Below are 17,520 nucleotides of genomic sequence, written 5' to 3' on the forward strand. Positions count from 1 at the left end.
AATATCACCTTCAATTATAAGTTGAAACTATATGCTTTTAAAGATTTTGTCACCAAAAAAGTGTGAATAGGTGTAAACCTATTCCAAATCCTTTAAAGATTCAACCATGTCAAGTTTCTTAAGTTTTCCTGAAAACATCAGATTAACCAAAACGGAAACGACATAAGTTATTAGAAATGTTGCAACTAATGTTTTAGGAGAAAGATTGACCGGCATATAGAATGAATCGCCCATAGTTCCAAACATGTACTGCAAGATTTCACGACCCAATGGAACGCCGATGACAAATCCAATTGTTGTAAACCATAAATTTTGGGTTAACAGCAATCTTCTCAACTTTCTTGTTTTGAAACCTAAAACCTTTAAGGTAGCCAATTCCCGTTTGATTTCAGTATATGACAATAATCCTAAGTTATATAGCACAATGACTGAAAGCAATGATGCAAATATGACCAAAAGATAAACGATAGTCATTGACAATTCCATAATCTCATCCCAGCTTTCGGTTAGCGAATCGATTGAAAGGATTGTTTTGACACCAGTATAATTCTCGTCAACATTTTGGGAAGATATGATGCTTGTCGGATTATAATCCAAATCAAAGTCTTCGAATTTGTCTTTAGACATTATCATTCCCTGAGATGTAGGGTCTGCATAAATCTTATCGATTTTGGAACTTATCCATTTGTCCGAACCCATTGTATGCCATTTGATGGTGTCTCCGACTTCAACACCCAATAAGTCAGCCATCTTTTGGGAAATCAATATCTCATCATCACCGATTACAACAGGATCCTTATTATCATCTGTCGGAGTGTACAGCTTATTGTCATCAGTGACAGTTAAAATGCCCGATTTCTTAACATCACATGCCTTAATTTCAATCGAATCCTCCATTATTCTCTCGCCAGCCACTTCATCAACTATATAGTTGATTTGTGAGGTTTCGGTATCATTATCCAATACTAGTTTTGAGGAATAATGATTAATGTCCTCATAGGTCCACTCCTTCATCTCATCAAAGCTGTCCATGGCGCCAAATGATGAGATGATAATAATTGTACATCCTAAAACACCGACTATGCTCATCAGTGCCCTGAATTTATTCCTTTTTGCATCACGATAATTCCAACGTGTATTGAAAGACAGTTTATCCCATATCCTGGAGTTTTCAAATAAACCATTTCTTGAAAATTTTGGGATTTTTGGCTTAATGGCTTGAGAAGGACTCTCTTTTGCAATGCTTCTGCAAGCAAAATAAGATACGAGAAGAGCCAAAGCAATTATTCCTATAGTTGCAATTACAAAGCTAATATCGAATCCTGAATACCATTTTGGAATGCTATACAACATTCCGAAGTCCTCAAACATGAATGGGGGTATCGTCAAAGGCCCTAAAATAAAGCCCAGAACGCTTCCGGCCAAAACCATCCAGAATCCATATGAGATATAATGAAACATTATTGTACGGTCCTTAAAACCCAATGCCTTCAGGATACCAATCTGTGTTCTTTGATTAGAGATTATCCTTGTCATTGTTGTTAATAATGTCAACATTGCAATGATTATGAAGATTAATGGAATTGTGTCTGTCATCATCTTATGCTGATTGGTTTCGCTTTGGAATTCTGAAAAGCTCGGATGCATTGTACGATCAACAAATGAAGAGTAATCACCATCCAATTCATCATCTAATAAATTCCCATAACTGGTTGCATTTCCATCAAATTTGACCAACAAAACATTGTATGGAACATTATCCAATGGGAATGCCTTATATGACATGTAGGCAAAGCCCATTTTACTATAATCAGGAACCATTGAAGTGTCGGATGTCTCATAGACATATTCCGGAGAATATCCTATCCCTTTAATCTCCTTTTTCAAGGAAATTCCATTGAATTTGAAGGTAATATTTTCTCCAATATCTAACCCTTTGGCATCCGCAAATCTTTTGTCCAACCATACCCCATCTTCATCGCTTAAATTGAAGTTTTCACCTTTGCTTAAATAAAATTTTGAAATGTCATCATCATTCAGGAAATGCAGAGTGATATCGGGGTCATTCTTAAAATCTGCAATCGAGTTTAATACCAATTGCTTTTCCGAATCCTTTGTTGGACTCAGATTATTGACCTTATCAATAAAATCATCATCAATGTTATCTGCATAAATCCAACCGTCAGCCAAATTATTTTCAGTGTAGTAAACATCTGCAGTTTTTTCAAGGCCAAATGATTCAGCCCCAAATCCCACAAATACATAAACACCTAAAAAGGCCATTAGGAATATGGATATGAATTGAATTTTATGATTTTTAATGTCTCTAATCATCTTTTTAGCTAACATTTACTCACCACTTTTAAGAGATTCGACCATGTCTAACTTTTTAATCTTTCGTGAAAACATCAGGTTTACAAGAATTGATAATGTGAATGTTATTACTGCAGTCAAGAGGAAGTTTGAAAGAGATATTGAAGGCAAAATGTAAAATGAATCTCCAGAAGATTCCCACATTATTTTCAATATCAGATAACCTACGGGAAGACCTAACAGGAACCCTATAGCTGTAAACCATAAGTTCTGTGTTAGCAATAGCTTTCTCAATGCACTGGTCTTAAATCCTAAAACCTTTAATGTCGCAATTTCACGTTCTATTTCGGTAAATGAGAGCAAACCTAGATTATACAACACTACAACCGCTAAAAGTGATGCAAAGAATATCAGTATGTATATCAATAGCCACATCGCTTCGGTAAGCTCATCCCAACTGGAAGTCATGTCCTTTATAGAGCTGGTAGATTTGATAGCTGAATAATTCTTATCCACATGCTCTGTTGTTACAATGCTTGTTGGAGTGTAATTTAAATCCAGGTCTTCTAGTTTATCTGCAGACATTATAAATCCTTGGGAAGTAGGATCAGCATGAATCTTGTCAATTTTTGTTTTGACCCATTTGTCTGAGCCCATTATATGCCATTTGACAGTATCCCCAACATCAACACCCAACATGTCCGCCATCTTTTGTGAAATTGAAACCTCATCATCATCAATTTTGATCTTATTCCAGTCATAGTCTGTCGGGGTAACCAAATCCGTGTGATTCAAGACCAACAGCGAACCTGATTTTTTCACCGAACCCGCCTCAATCTCAATGGCTGATTCCATCAATTTGTCACCGTTGACATCATCTGCAACATCATCTATCTCAGAGACTGTCGCTTCATCATCAACGACCAGTTTGGAATCATAATGATTTATCTGATTAAACTCCCATTCCTTTAAATCGTTCATACCATCATACATTCCAAATGCACAGATTAAAAGTGCACTGCATCCGATTACACCTATAATTGTCATTAATGCCCTGAACTTATTCCTTTTGGCATCACGCCAGTTCCAACGGACATTGAATGATAAACGTTTCCAGATGCTCAATTTTTCAACAAACCCAGATGATGAAACCTTAGGCACTTTTGGCCTTATTGTATCTGCAGGCTTTTCATTGGAAATGCTTTTTACAGCATAATATGAGACCAAAACGGACAGCATAACCATCAAAGCGGCAACATAAACAAAGTTCATGCTCCATGCCGGCTGCCATGAAGGCATTTTATATGTAGCGCTCATGGATGGGTAAAACAATTGGGGCAATGTCATCGGCCCTAAAATCAAGCCCAAAATAGAGCCGATTAGAACTAGCCAGAACCCATATGATACATAGTGGAAGATTATTGACCTGTCCTTAAATCCGCTGGCCTTTAAGATACCGATTTGTGTTCTTTGATGTGTGATAATCCTTGTCATTGTAGTCAAAAGAATCAACATTGAAATTAAGATAAATACAACCGGGAAAATATCGGCCATCATTTTGTGTTGGTCCATCTCTTCGGAAAATTGGCTAACGCTCGTATGCTCTGACCTTTCAACAAACGAATTATAATAACCGTCTAACCTATATGACAATAAGTCATTGTAGTTTTCAGGAGTGCCGTCAAATTTTACGTTTAAAACATTATATGGAACAACATCATTCGGAAATGCCTTATATGACATATAGGCAAAACCAATTTTGCTGAAATCAGGAATTACGGAGGAAGTGGACGCATGATAGACATACTCCGGCGAATATCCTAATCCTTTGATTTCCTTTTCGATTTCAAATCCTTCAAATTCGAAAGTGATATTATCTCCAACTTTAAGCCCTTTTGCATCGGCAAAACTTTTGTCCAGCCATACTCCATCTTCATCTTTAATATCCAATTCTTCTCCTTCAAGTGGATAGAATTTTGATATCGTGTTATTCTCAACAAAATGGAGTGTGATTTCAGGGTCATTCGAAAAGTCCGCAACCGAATCCACCACCAGCTGCCTTTCCATTTGAGTGGTTGCACCTAGACAATCCACCTGATATAGAAAAAGATCATTCAAGTTTGCTGAATAAATCCAACCATCGGCCAAGTTAGTATCATTGTAAAAATCATTTATATTTGCTTCAAGGCCTACTGATTCTCCGCCAACACCAGAAAATACGAAAACACCTAAAAATGCCATTAAAAAAATAGATAGAAATTGTGTTTTATGCTTTCTGATGTCTCTCAACATCTTTTTGAAAAGCATATGCTCACCATTCTAAATCAGTGACCTTCTTTGGATTATCATTTATAGCAATACTTTCTATCTGGCCGTTTTTAATCCTAATTACCTTATCGGCCGCTTCAGCCAAAATTGCGTTGTGTGTAACAATAACAACGGTTGTATTCTTGTTATTGCTCATATCCTGAAGCAAATTTAAGATTAAGACACCGGTTTTTGAGTCTAGAGCTCCTGTTGGCTCATCACATAAAAGCATTGTAGGCTGCTTGGCTACTGCCCTTGCAATGGATACCCTTTGCTGTTCCCCACCAGACAATTGTGCCGGAAACTGGCTGGCATGGTCTTTTAGTCCGACCGAGTCAAGAACATCCAATCCATTGATATTCACATCTACAATGTCTTTCATTAGCTCAACATTTTCAAGAGCTGTCAAGTTTGGAATTAAGTTATAAAACTGGAAAATGAATCCTACATTCTTTGCCCTGTAGCTTGTAAGCTGATTATCTGAGAACTTTTCAACATGATTGCCTTTTACAATAATTTCACCGGAGGTAACTGTATCAAGACCTCCCAGAAGGTTTAGAAGTGTTGATTTGCCTGCACCGGACGGCCCGAGGATTACAACAAACTCTCCTTCATCTATTGTAAAATTGACATTATCCATAGCTTTTAAAATGTGATCTCCAGATTTATAAACCTTGTCAACATTTTTAAATTCGATTATTGTACTCATTAATATTGCCTTCTTATAAATTATATTATCTTTTTAATGATATATTAATTCAAGTATTTAAAATTTAGGTATGCCTAAAAAATAAAAAAATTATTTATTTAAAAAAAACCTTTTCAGTTTTTCTTCATCAATCTTATAGTTATCAATTAATTTCCCATCATCAAAATGCAAAACATGGGAGCATACTTCCATAATTAGTTCAAAATCATGAGTTATTATAAAGGAAGTGATGCCTAAGCTTTGAAGATATCTCAAGTTTTCACTTACCTTCATCATATTTTTCAAATCAAGCCCGCTTGTCGGTTCATCAAAAATCAAAATTTCTTTTTTGGAAGCAATGGCTGATGCAATAGCCACCCTTTGTTTTTCGCCACCTGATAACGCCATTGGATGAGTATCTTTTAGATGAATTAAATTTAAATTGTCCAATATTGATTCGGCAAGTTCCATATTCTCCTCATCCATGCTCAATAAAACCTCATCAAGAACACTTTCAGTGAATAGCTGATGATTTACATCTTGCATAACCATATATGATTTCTTCAATCTGTCTTTTCTTTTCAGAGGGATGCCCTCAAAAATAAGTTCACCTTTAAATGACCTTTTAAGACCGCATAGACAATTGGCAAAAGTTGATTTTCCAGCACCGTTGTTCCCAATAATTGCAATTATCTCATTTTTAGGCACTTTAAAATCATCCATATCCAATACAGGTGTCTTTTTATATTTGAATTTGAAATTTTTAAATTCTAAAAATTCATCGCAATTAGAATAATAATCTTTATGCTTTGCAGTTAGATTATCCAAATTTAATTGCCGCAACCCTAAATTTCTATGATTTATATTTTTAAAATCCTCAATTGCCCATTCATTGGCGATTTTGCCATCTTCTATAAAAATTACTCTATCAGCGACTTCACTTAAAAAGAATAGCTTATGCTCTGCAATGATAACTGTCTTTCCTTGTGATTTCCATTTTTTAATTATTTCCTCCAGACGCCAGGTTGACTGTGAATCCAGATTAGAGGACGGTTCATCCAAAATCAATATCTCCGGATAAACTGCAGAAACAGATGCGCAGGCTATTTTTTGCTTTTCACCGCCTGACAACTTAAATATGCTTTTATCCAATAGATTATCTAAATCAAAATCATCTACTACTGTCTCTAATCTTTTTTCAATTTCGCTTCTTTCAATTCCCAAATTTTCACATCCGAAAACCAATTCGGATGTAGTATCAACATTGAAAAACTGTGTTTTAGGATTCTGAAAAACAGAACCCATATGTTCGGATATTTCATATATTGGCATTTCACTAATCGGATCATTATTCAAGTAGACTTTTCCTTGTCTTTTTCCATCGAAAAAATTCGGAATAAGGCCATTAAAAAAGCGGGTTAAAGTAGTTTTCCCACAGCCTGACTGTCCGCAAAGTAAAATAACTTCACCATCTTTAATGTTTAAATTAATATCTTCCAAATTAACATCATCTTTATATGAAAATGAAACATTATCAACCTTTAACATATTAATGACCTCCTATAAAATAACATGCAAATATTATAAATCCAATAATTGCAATTGCAATCAATAAATAGTCTATCGTGGAGAATTGAACTGAAACTAAATGAGTTCTTTTTTTAGGATTGCTGAGTCCTCTTGTAAGGGAAGCCGCCGACAGTTCGTCTGCAGTTTTAACAGCGCTGATTAGAATGGGAATCATATAAAATTCAATAAGTTTTAAAGGATTTCTGAAGGATTTTACAGTAAAACCAAAACCTCTCATTTTCATTGCATCTGTTATCAACCTTATTTCTTCATAAACAGAGGGGATATATCTAAAAATTACGGATAGAGGTATAATAATTTCTTTTGGAACACTACTTTTCTCCATTGAAGCTATAAATTCGCTGACTTTTGTTGTAGATACTGTGTAATATCCCATCATAAGAATTGGCAGCATTCTGGTTGAGGTATAGCTGAAAGTTATCAGCAGAATAGCTGAGATGCCTGTAGATGTTGGAAGCAAATAGATTTGAATATAAATCGATATCAAATATAAGATTAGATAAACCAATGCTGCTTTCTTATAATCTGAAAAAAATAAACAAAAAAATGGAATTAAAACTAAAATGCCAGTGATATACAAGGGAGCTTCGTTAAAAACCATGAAACTTATAATCACAAGGAGAATGATTTTTGTTCTTGGGTCTACATTTAACCCAGAGTTATTATTTAGTTTTAATTCCACAAGATCACCTTAAGCAATTCCTGCCTTTTCAAAGTGTTTTCTCAATACGATTTTGCCAATATATGCACTTGCTATTCCAACTAGGAATGTCAAAATGAACAATACAATTAAAACTTCATAGTTGAGGAACGGTGCAATGATATTCACATAATCGTTTCCCATTGATGCCCTCATAGCTTCCATAAAATAATCTTTCAAAATGAAAAACGGCAACATATTACCCATAATACCTAAAATGAAAACACCATGACTGATAATTGAATTTTTAATGGAGGAATAATTGCCCATTTTTAATATGCAATCTGCAATGAATGCAAATAAGGTAAATACCACTATAGGAACCCAAGTGTGGCCACTTAAAAACATCACTATGCCCAGAATCAAACCCATTAATGTGACCATTCCGAATTTAGTAACTCTGGTCAAGAACAACATATATGGAATTCCGCATATCAAAGCTGCAATAATTGGAAGTGCCAACATCAATATTGGGATATAGCCCAACATTCCAAAGGCAAACACCAATATAATTATAATCACTGAGAAAATACCTACAGTAATCAAATCTTTTACGTTTAATCTTTCACTCATAATTTTTTCTCCTAATTTTCTATTTGATAAAAATAAATATGGGAAAAATTAGATTTCCCATGCTCCACTTAAATTTTGCAAATCGACCATTTTCTTAAATAGTCCATTTTGAGCCAACAATTCGTCAGGTGAACCTTGCTCAACAATTCTACCTTCATCCAAAACAACGATCTTATCCACATTTGCGATTGTACGCATTCTGTGAGCGATAATTATCACGGTTTTGTTTTTAATCAATGTTGAAATGGCCTTTTGGATTTTAGATTCGTTTTCAACATCCAAAAATGAAGTAGCCTCATCCAGAAGAATAACATTAGCGTCCTTAAGCAGGGCTCTTGCGATTGAAATCCTCTGTCTTTGACCACCAGACAACATCTCACCATTTTCACCAATGACTGTATTGTATCCGTCCGGCAGCTTCTGAACGAATTCTTCACATTCTGCAAGACGTGCCGCTTCCATTACCTCTTCATCACTTGCACCTTTCTTTCCAACACGGATATTCTCCATGATTGTGTCATTGAACAAAATCACATCCTGGAATACGATTGAAAAGTTTTCAAGAAGCTTTTCTGAATCCAATTCTGCTAAGTTCTGGCCTCCAAGTGAAACTTCACCTGAAACAGGATCCCAAAATCTTGCCGCAAGCTTTGAAACTGTAGATTTTCCTCCTCCGGAAGGTCCGACAAGTGCGGTTACCTCGCCCTGTTTTGCGGTGAAATTGATATCAGACAAGACATCTTTCAAATCGTCGTAGTTGAAGCTGACATTATTGAATTCGATATCATAACCCTCAAGTGAATATTCCTTAAGCCCGCCCTCGATGACAAGCTTTTCAATCTCTTTTGTTCTTTCGATTTTAATGTCCATCATCAATATCTCGGCCAAGAAGGTTAAACCGTTTTCAACTGGTGCATAAACGGTTGCAGAAGCAATCAGGAATATTAAAAGAGTATAGATTGATACTTGATTATTGATGATTAAATTTGAACCGATAACTATTACGGAAACTATTCCCAGATTTAGGACCACCCTCCCTGTAATCACACCGGCTGATGCCATCAATTCAGATTTGATTCTTGATTTTTCTATTCTGCTGGTAATGCCAGTCAATTTAGATAAGTAGTCGTTTTCATAATTATATGATTTCAAATCACGGATTGAATCTAAACATTCCTGCATTGAGTCTCCGCATTCAAGCAAATCTGCTGTTACGATTTCACTACCTCTATAAATCATCTTTTTTGAAATGTACAAAATAATGAATGCCACCGGAACAACCCATAACAATGCTATTGCCAGTCTCCAGTCAAACATCAACAGACCGATTGCCACTAAAATTAGTGACAAAATTGAACCGAGCAATTGCGGAACGGCATGTGAAAACACATGTTCCAAATCAGTGCAATCATTCATTATTGTCGCTGTCAAATCGGCCAAATCCCTTCTTTCAAAAAATGAAAGAGGCAATTTCCTTAAATTTTCGCCTAAGTTTATTCTTCTGTTTTCGCTTTCAACATAGGTTGTGTTAAAAACAAAATGGTACTGCTTCCATGAGAATGCGAATATTATTCCAAGCACTATCAAAATTCCGACAATGAACATCCCCAAATTGGGCTCGACTATTTTTCCACCCATTAATGGACCGACCCAGATATAAAGCAATAATGCATATAATCCAACAGGAAGCATGAATGAAATGTTTTGAAGTGCAGTGTAGAGAATTCCTTTAATCAAATTATCGGAACCTTCCTTTGTTAAGCCAAATCTTTCAGTAAAGAACTCTGATAACATTATATCACCTCACTTTTAACTTTCCATTGAATGGACTGGTTAAATTCATCCCACATCTTTGAATAAAGACCGTTGCTTTCAACTAGAGTATCGTGATTTCCCTCTTCAACGATTCTTCCGTTGTCAACAACATAGATTTTATCTACATTTTTGACCGTAGATAACCTGTGAGCAATCATAATAACTGTTTTATCTTTTGTAATCTCGGAGATTGCCTTTTGAATCATATATTCATTTTCAGGATCTGCCAATGCTGTTGCCTCATCCAAAATGATAATTGGAGCATCCTTTAAAATTGCCCTTGCAAGAGCAATTCTCTGTTGCTGGCCTCCTGAAAGGTAAGTTCCTTCTGTTCCAATCACTGTATCAATTCCATCCGGCAACTCATCAATGATATCATCACATTGGGCAAGGCTTAATGCATTTAATACATCCTGTCTTGAAGCACCCCTTTTACCAATAGCCACATTATTATAGATAGAATCCTTAAACAATCTTGTATTTTGGAATACAAAGGAAATGTTCTCCATCAAGTCAGTAGTTGATATGTCCCTTACATCCACTTCACCAACCTTGATTGAACCTCTATCCACATCCCAGAATCTTGGAATCAAAGATGCTATTGTGGTTTTTCCTCCACCGGATGGTCCAACCAACGCAACAGAATCGTTCTCATTAATTTTAAGATTAACATCATTGAGTATGTGTTCTTCTGAATCTGTCTTTTCATAATCAAAGAATACTCCTTCAAACTCGATTGAATGGTTTTTAGGCTTTTGAGGATTTGTCGCCTCAACTAACGGCTTTTCATTTAAGATGGCCTCAATACCATCCAATGCATAGCTTGCAAGCATCCAATCCTGTGAAACAGTCATGATCTTATTCATCATTACGGCACATACCGGTGTGAAAATGACATAGAACATGAAGTTGGCTAAAAATTTAGCGTCAACAAGAGCTCCTGCAAGCAGTATGCCCGCCGGAATCAGCAATGCAAAAAATCCGTTAATGGACACTACAAATGCAGTCATCGGAAGTTGTGTTGACAAAGAGTAGTTAGCAGAGAATTTTCCATAGTTCTTGATTGCATCAATGAAGTTTTTAAAGGAATATACAGTTTGCTGGAATGCTTTTGTAACCGGAATTCCTCTCACATATTCGACAGCTTCCCCATTCATCTTTTCCAAATACATCTGATACTGTTCCATAATGTTTTGTGAATCTTTAGAAAACATCGGATACATGAATATGAAGCACAATATAATTGGGATAAGGCATACCAATCCAAGCCTCCAATCAAAACTGAACAATAGTATTAAAAATGCAATTGGTGTGACTATTGCCCCTACCAAATCAAACAGATTATGGGCTAAAAAGCCTTCGGTTTTAGAGGTACTGAAATCAATTACTTTCCTTAAGCCTCCGCTGGTGTGGGTTGAAAAATAACCGAGAGGCAATGTCAGCAAATGATTCAAAGCTGCATCTTTCATATTCTTCTCATTTTTAAAAGCTGATAAGTGAGTGCCCATCAAACCAAAAAAGTTTAAAGCAATTCCCAATACTGCAAAAGCAAAAGCGTTGAATGCATAAGTATCCAGGTTCTGTGCCTTTGCAAAGTCCGGGGCAACGGCCAGAAGGGCATTGACGACATCCCAGATATAAATAAATGGAATCAATAAGCAAATCGCACTTAAAGCTGATAAAATCATTCCTAATATTGTTAAATATTTGTAATTACCAGAATAATTGAGTAATCTTATAAATTTGTTCTTACTTTGAGTATTTGACATGATAAACTCCTTATAATTTAATTTAGGTTTACCTAAAAATTTAAAATAGTCTAAAAAGACAAAACACTAAAAATATTCTAAAAAACAAATAAAGAACTAATTTAAAGTATTTTTAAAAAAATTAATTAAATAAACCATTTTTCATTATAAACTATGATTAAAATTAGTATATAAATATAATTGAACTAAAAAGACAAAAAATATACCAAAAAGACAAAATTATTTTTTGTACTCTGAAGGAGAACAGCCAACATACTCCTTAAAAGCCTGACTAAATTTGGATGGTGATGAATAGCCCATCATTTTTGAAATTTCGCTGATGGAATGTTCATCTTTTTTGATTAACCTGCAAGCGCAATCAAGTTTGTATTCTTTTCTCCACTTGAAAATTGGTTTTCCATAAACCTCTTTAAAGCAGTTCTTCAATGTTGTTTTGCTTACACCGTATTTGTCTGCAAGTTGGTCAATGGTAATTCTGCTATCCAAATCTTTAATCAAATCCTTTTTGACATTCTCAATCATTTCAACTTGCTTTTTAGAAAGAGAAACAGATTCATCCCTTGAAAAATTAGTAATTGAGAAAAACAATATCAACTCTAGGCATTTCAATTTGCAATAAGACTCCCTAATCCTTTCATCAACACTATACAGCTCGCCGATTACATGGTCGATTCTTTCATTAGCCCGCACCAATACAAAACCCTTATCTTTCTCTAAAGTTTCATAAAATTCGATTAAATCAAAGTCAATATAATTCTTGATATAGTCATTAGCCACATCAACATCAATGAAAATCTCCAATCCTTCATAATAACCTAAAGGAAACTCGGATAATGTTTTTGTCAAATCATAGATGCTTATGCATAAATCCCCATGTCCAAAATAAATTATCTTGTCATTGCCTACAGTATAAGCATATCTGCCTCGGGAACTGTGGTTGATTTCAAGTAGCCTAGAATCGATCTTTTCCTCAATGAAGACTTCATCCATGTTTTCAATATCCATATTCATATAAGCAAGGACGATTCCAGGAAATAATGAGTAAGTTTCCATTCTGCCATATTCTGAGTTTTCACCTAACTCGATTATTGTTTTATTATCCTGCTGTTTGATTGAAAAATCAGATTGCAAAATTACATCAAATAATCCGTAGAGTTCTTCATTCATAATTATCATTATACAATCAATACATATAAAACATTTCAAAACAAAAGTTATATTATAATAAAATATTACAGGAAAAAATCCAAATGTCATTTAAAAAAGATGAAATGTTAATAATGCCTGCAGTTGACATCAAGAACGGAAAATGCGTTCAGCTTGTTCAAGGCGAACCTGGAAGTGAAATGGTTGAAATAGAAAATCCAGAACTTGTTGCAAAGCATTGGGAAGATTTAGGGGCCAAAAATATCCATGTCATTGATTTGGATGGAACTATAAATGGTGTTGCTAGCTTTGATATTATCAAAAAGATATTAAACGAAGTAAGCGTCCCAATTCAACTTGGTGGCGGAATAAGAAGTGTTGAATATGCTAAAGAACTTCTTGATTTGGACATTGAAAGGTTAATAATCGGAACAATGGGAATTCAACATCCTGAGACAATTACACAACTTTCCGATGAATATGGTTCTGAGAGAATAATGATTTCACTTGACAGCAAAGACAACAAAGTAGTCATCAAGGGATGGCAGGAAAAAATTGACAAAAGCCCTACTGAAATCTCACAAGAGTTTAAAGAGCATGGTGCAGGAAGCATCCTATTTACAAATGTTGATGTGGAAGGGCTTTTAGGCGGATTTTACACAGAACCTGTAGAAGAGCTAAAAAAATCTGTTGATTTGCCTATTGTTTATTCAGGCGGAATTACAACAATGGATGACATTAAAAAATTAAATGAAAGCGGTGTGGAAGGAATTGTAATAGGTTCTGCACTTTATAAAGATAAAATTGATTTGACTGAAGCTTTAAAATACCAAAAGAGGTAATTGAATGAAAAAAGTAATGGCGAGTGGAACTTTTGATTTGCTCCATCCCGGACATGGAGTGTACTTGGAAGAAGCAAAAAATCTTGGAGGATACAATTCTAAGCTTTATGTAGTGGTAGCAAGAGACTCAACTGTAGAGAAAAGAAAAAGAGTCCCGATTGTTGGAGAAAATCAACGTTTAGAATTGATTAAGATGTTAAAACCCGTTGATGAAGCTTATCTTGGTAATGAAGAAGGGGATATTTTCAAAATAGTGGAAGAAATCGACCCCGACATTATAGCTATTGGACCTGATCAGACCCATAATGTCGAAAAACTGCAAAAGGCAGTTGATGAAAGAGGTTTGAAGGCACGGGTTCAGCGTGTTAAAGTTTATCACAAAGATGAACTTGACAGCAGCTGTAAGATTATTAAGAAAATCAAAAATACTGACTTTGAAGGTAAGATATTGGATAACTGTGAAGATTAAGGAGATTATAAAATGTTTAAAGTAGCTATTATAGGAGCAAGTGGATATACTGGTGGAGAGCTTTTAAGAATGCTCTTAAACCATCCAGAAGTGGAAATAACCGACATTACCTCAAGACAATTTGATGGTACACCAGCACATAAGATACATCCACACATAAGAGATTCAGGGCTTGTATTCAAAAACAAAAGTCCTTCAGAATTAGATGCAGATGTAGTGTTTACCGCAACACCTCACGGCGCATCAATGAAGATTGTGCCTGAGATTTTAGATACTGGTGCAAAAGTAGTTGACTTGAGTGGAGATTACAGATACAGAGACACTGCAGTTTATGAAAAATGGTATGGAATGGAACACACCGACAGTGAAAACAAAGGTGTTTTCGGACTTCCTGAGCTATACAGAGACGAAATCAAAAAGGCAAATCTTGTAGCAAATCCAGGATGCTTCCCAACTGGAGCAATCTTGTCCTCATACCCATTAGTTAAGAATGATTTGGTTGATAGAATCATTATCGATTCAAAGACTGGAGTAAGCGGAGCCGGCGTTAATCCGTCAGCAACTACACATTACCCTAATATTGCCGATAATGTAAATCCATATAAAATTTCATCACACAGACACATGTCTGAAATCCAACAGGAACTGCATGGATTTGATGATGTCAAAGTATCATTTACACCGCACCTAGTTCCAGTTAACAGAGGAATTCAAACTACCAGCCATAGCTTTTTAAAAGAAGAGAACATAGATATTACTCCTGATGAAATCAGAGCATTATACGAAAAAGAGTATGGTGATGAATACTTTATCAAACTTATGGATGAAGGAGAAATTCCACATTTAAGTGCAGTCAGAGGATCCAACTTCGTCCACATTGGAGGATTTGAAATAGATACTACTGGAAGATTAGTGATGCTTTCAGCTATTGATAACCTTGTTAAAGGTGCATCCGGCCAAGCTATTCAAAATATGAACCTTATCCTAGGCATTGATGAGCGTGCCGGACTAACACATTTCGGTCTTCATCCTTAACCAGAAATCGAAGGGATTAAAATGGCTACATTAATTATCTATTATTCACAGGGAGGAACTACAGAAACTGTAGCTAAAACCTTAGCAAAAAATCTAAGAGCGGATACTGTAAGAATTCATGATTTAAAAAATCGTGATGGCTTAAAAAACAAAATATTTGCATCAATTAATGCTTTTAGAGAAAGTAAAACTGACATTGTTCCTGCAAGAGTTGATATAACCGATTATGACACAATCATTTTCGGAACACCAACCTGGGCGGGAAATCCCACTCCTGCAATCTTAACAATTATCGATAGATGCAACTTAACTGGAAAGGACGTGATGTTGTTTGCAACCATGGATAATAACCGTGGAGATACGAATATCGAAAGGCTCGAAGAGAAAATTAAAATGCGTGGAGGCAGAGTTATTGAGACTTTCACTATCACAACAAAAGGCAAAAGTCCTGAAAAACTAGCTAAGGATACTGAAGCGATTATCGAAGCAAAAGTTTTAAAAATGTATACAAGGTAGATTAAATTGACTGAAAACAAAAAATCTGAATTAAAAATAAAAGCAATTGAAAACGGTACAGTAATCGACCACATTACTGCAAATAAGGCATTGCATATCTTAAAGATTTTAGAACTTCCGGATGCCGATACCAAAAATGTCACAATAGCCATGAACGTGTCTTCCAAAGAAATCGGCAGGAAAGACATCTTGAAAATTGAAAATCGGGAATTGGACCATCAAGAACTTAATCAGATAGCCTTAATTGCTCCAAAAGCTACAATCAATATTATCAGGGATTTTCAACCGGTTAAAAAGGATAAAATTGGTCTGCCTGAAAAGATTACATCAATAATCAAATGTACAAATCCAAAGTGCATAACCAACAACAAAAACGAGCCGATAACTCCAATGTTCAATGTTGTTAATGAATATCCTCCAGTTGTCAGATGCCATTATTGTGAAAAATTAATAAAAACAGAAGATATCGATAAGCAATTCGAATAATCTTCTATTCTTTTTTTATATAATCTGCCAGTCTTTTAGACAGTGCAAGTATTGTTAATATCGGTGGTTTTCCTGGTGATATCGGCAATACGCTTGCATCACAAACAAAGAAATTTTTTATTTCTGTTTCCAGATTGCTGTCCACGATTTCGCCAATCTTTGCAGTTCCTCCAGGATGCGCACCCCTATAAACTGTTGAACCGATTGTTTTTGGGTCAACACCTGCCTTTTCTAGAACGAAACCTGCGGTAGCCGCGCCTTCTGCCAGATATCTTATGTCAGTTATGGTATTTATTTTTACTACATCACCCTCATCAGTCACATAGCCCTTGCATTCATCTGCAGTTTTTACCATTATGCTTAAAATGTCATTATCTGTTACATCGTCATCGGGGATATTTGCACGGATGAATGATGAGAAATGAGGTGACAGGACAAAGTTTTCGCCTATTATCAAACCTGCCATCTGAACTTCTGTATTGAAATTGATGTCCTTTATGTATCCCCCAACACTTACGAACGGATCAAAGAATATTTCACGGCCCGCTTCATCAAATCCAGATTTTCTCAAAATTAAAGTTGATCCTATAGCTCCTGCAGACAATATTACTTTTTCTGCTTCGATTAATTGTTCCACACCATCTTTAACGTATTTGACAGCTGAAACCTCACCATTTTCATTCAATACTTCAGTTACTTCAGCTTCTGTGATTAATGTTGCGCCGGCTTCAACCGCTTCATCAACGAAGTCCTTTCCAGACCATTTTGCATCGGCAGGACATCCGAATGCACACATTCCACACTGGACACAATCTTTTTCCCTTATTGCTTTAGGCATCTTTAAAGTATTGAGACCGAGTTCCCGGCCCGCATCCAAAAATGCCTGTGTGCCTTTTCCAATATGGGAGTCATCTAACTGATGTACGCCCACTAAATCTTCAACATACTCATAAGCATCTGTCAAATCAATATCATAGTCAAGCAACTCTTCATCCAGAGCCCTTACCATATTTGACATGGATACGATTGTTGCTCCACCGATACATGTGGTTGTTAGCAAATCAACATCTTGAGAATACTTATCATAATAATTAAACGCGTCTTTTGATTTTATATAAGGACCTTTTTCTAGAATTGTAACCGGCTTTCCATCCAATGCAAGTTCACGGGCCAAAATCCCTCCGCCTGCACCGGTACCTACAATAACAATCATTCAATCACCTAAAATATTAACATGTGTTATATTATATTTCATATTATAAAAATCTACT

The 17,520-nt window shown here is 35.6% G+C and carries 15 protein-coding genes; 5 read left to right on the forward strand and 10 right to left on the reverse strand.

Features of this window, described 5'->3' with window-relative positions; all coding sequences use genetic code 11:
• Nucleotides 1-78 precede the first annotated feature (78 nt).
• From ACJMLD_RS03695 to ACJMLD_RS03735, 9 genes are all read right to left on the reverse strand, one after another.
• Nucleotides 79-2,349, reverse strand: a complete 2,271-nt coding sequence (locus tag ACJMLD_RS03695) for an ABC transporter permease (protein ID WP_405268091.1) — start codon at nucleotides 2,347-2,349, stop codon at nucleotides 79-81.
• On the reverse strand, nucleotides 2,350-4,620 hold the full coding sequence (locus tag ACJMLD_RS03700) for an FtsX-like permease family protein (RefSeq protein WP_405268092.1): 2,271 nt from the start codon (nucleotides 4,618-4,620) through the stop codon (nucleotides 2,350-2,352).
• Nucleotides 4,621-4,624: 4 nt separating this feature from the next.
• Nucleotides 4,625-5,329: an ABC transporter ATP-binding protein gene (locus ACJMLD_RS03705; protein WP_405268094.1), complete on the reverse strand. Its 705-nt coding sequence runs from the start codon at nucleotides 5,327-5,329 to the stop codon at nucleotides 4,625-4,627.
• A 90-nt stretch (nucleotides 5,330-5,419) separates the two neighbouring features.
• Nucleotides 5,420-6,856: an ABC transporter ATP-binding protein gene (locus ACJMLD_RS03710; RefSeq protein ID WP_405268096.1), complete on the reverse strand. Its 1,437-nt coding sequence runs from the start codon at nucleotides 6,854-6,856 to the stop codon at nucleotides 5,420-5,422.
• Between the two features lies 1 nt (nucleotide 6,857).
• Nucleotides 6,858-7,580: an energy-coupling factor transporter transmembrane component T gene (locus ACJMLD_RS03715; RefSeq protein ID WP_405268098.1), complete on the reverse strand. Its 723-nt coding sequence runs from the start codon at nucleotides 7,578-7,580 to the stop codon at nucleotides 6,858-6,860.
• Nucleotides 7,581-7,589: 9 nt separating this feature from the next.
• Nucleotides 7,590-8,171, reverse strand: a complete 582-nt coding sequence (locus ACJMLD_RS03720) for an MptD family putative ECF transporter S component (protein WP_405268099.1) — start codon at nucleotides 8,169-8,171, stop codon at nucleotides 7,590-7,592.
• Nucleotides 8,172-8,219: 48 nt separating this feature from the next.
• Nucleotides 8,220-9,965, reverse strand: coding sequence for an ABC transporter ATP-binding protein (locus tag ACJMLD_RS03725; RefSeq protein WP_405268101.1), 1,746 nt, complete (start codon nucleotides 9,963-9,965; stop codon nucleotides 8,220-8,222).
• A complete protein-coding gene (locus tag ACJMLD_RS03730; protein ID WP_405268103.1) occupies nucleotides 9,965-11,755 on the reverse strand; it encodes an ABC transporter ATP-binding protein in 1,791 nt (596 codons plus the stop codon). The genes ACJMLD_RS03725 and ACJMLD_RS03730 overlap by 1 nt, the downstream gene beginning before the upstream one ends.
• Before the next feature lie 219 nt (nucleotides 11,756-11,974).
• Nucleotides 11,975-12,922: a helix-turn-helix domain-containing protein gene (locus ACJMLD_RS03735; RefSeq protein ID WP_405268105.1), complete on the reverse strand. Its 948-nt coding sequence runs from the start codon at nucleotides 12,920-12,922 to the stop codon at nucleotides 11,975-11,977.
• Nucleotides 12,923-13,005: 83 nt separating this feature from the next.
• Here ACJMLD_RS03735 and hisA point away from each other — a divergent pair, with 83 nt between their 5' ends.
• Genes hisA through pyrI form a run of 5 tightly spaced genes read left to right on the forward strand, consistent with a single transcriptional unit; the run spans nucleotide 13,006 to nucleotide 16,249 of the window.
• Nucleotides 13,006-13,743 (forward strand): 1-(5-phosphoribosyl)-5-[(5-phosphoribosylamino)methylideneamino]imidazole-4-carboxamide isomerase, encoded by a 738-nt coding sequence (gene hisA / locus ACJMLD_RS03740; RefSeq protein WP_405268107.1) that lies wholly within the window; start codon nucleotides 13,006-13,008, stop codon nucleotides 13,741-13,743.
• 4 nt (nucleotides 13,744-13,747) lie between these two features.
• Nucleotides 13,748-14,212, forward strand: a complete 465-nt coding sequence (locus tag ACJMLD_RS03745; protein WP_405268109.1) for an adenylyltransferase/cytidyltransferase family protein — start codon at nucleotides 13,748-13,750, stop codon at nucleotides 14,210-14,212.
• A gap of 12 nt (nucleotides 14,213-14,224) precedes the next feature.
• Complete coding sequence (argC, locus tag ACJMLD_RS03750; protein WP_405268110.1) at nucleotides 14,225-15,247, forward strand: N-acetyl-gamma-glutamyl-phosphate reductase; 1,023 nt, start codon at nucleotides 14,225-14,227, stop codon at nucleotides 15,245-15,247.
• 21 nt (nucleotides 15,248-15,268) lie between these two features.
• Complete coding sequence (locus tag ACJMLD_RS03755) at nucleotides 15,269-15,763, forward strand: flavodoxin family protein (protein WP_405268112.1); 495 nt, start codon at nucleotides 15,269-15,271, stop codon at nucleotides 15,761-15,763.
• A gap of 6 nt (nucleotides 15,764-15,769) precedes the next feature.
• Nucleotides 15,770-16,249 (forward strand): aspartate carbamoyltransferase regulatory subunit, encoded by a 480-nt coding sequence (gene pyrI / locus ACJMLD_RS03760; protein ID WP_405268114.1) that lies wholly within the window; start codon nucleotides 15,770-15,772, stop codon nucleotides 16,247-16,249.
• A 4-nt stretch (nucleotides 16,250-16,253) separates the two neighbouring features.
• Here pyrI and ACJMLD_RS03765 read toward each other — a convergent pair whose 3' ends face one another.
• Nucleotides 16,254-17,462 carry a GMC family oxidoreductase N-terminal domain-containing protein gene (locus ACJMLD_RS03765; RefSeq protein WP_405268115.1) on the reverse strand — a complete coding sequence of 403 codons (1,209 nt, stop codon included), beginning with the start codon at nucleotides 17,460-17,462 and terminating at the stop codon, nucleotides 16,254-16,256.
• Between the last annotated feature and the right edge of the window lie 58 nt (nucleotides 17,463-17,520).

The sequence above is a fragment of the Methanobrevibacter sp. genome (assembly GCF_045112895.1).
Lineage (GTDB): Archaea > Methanobacteriota > Methanobacteria > Methanobacteriales > Methanobacteriaceae > Methanocatella.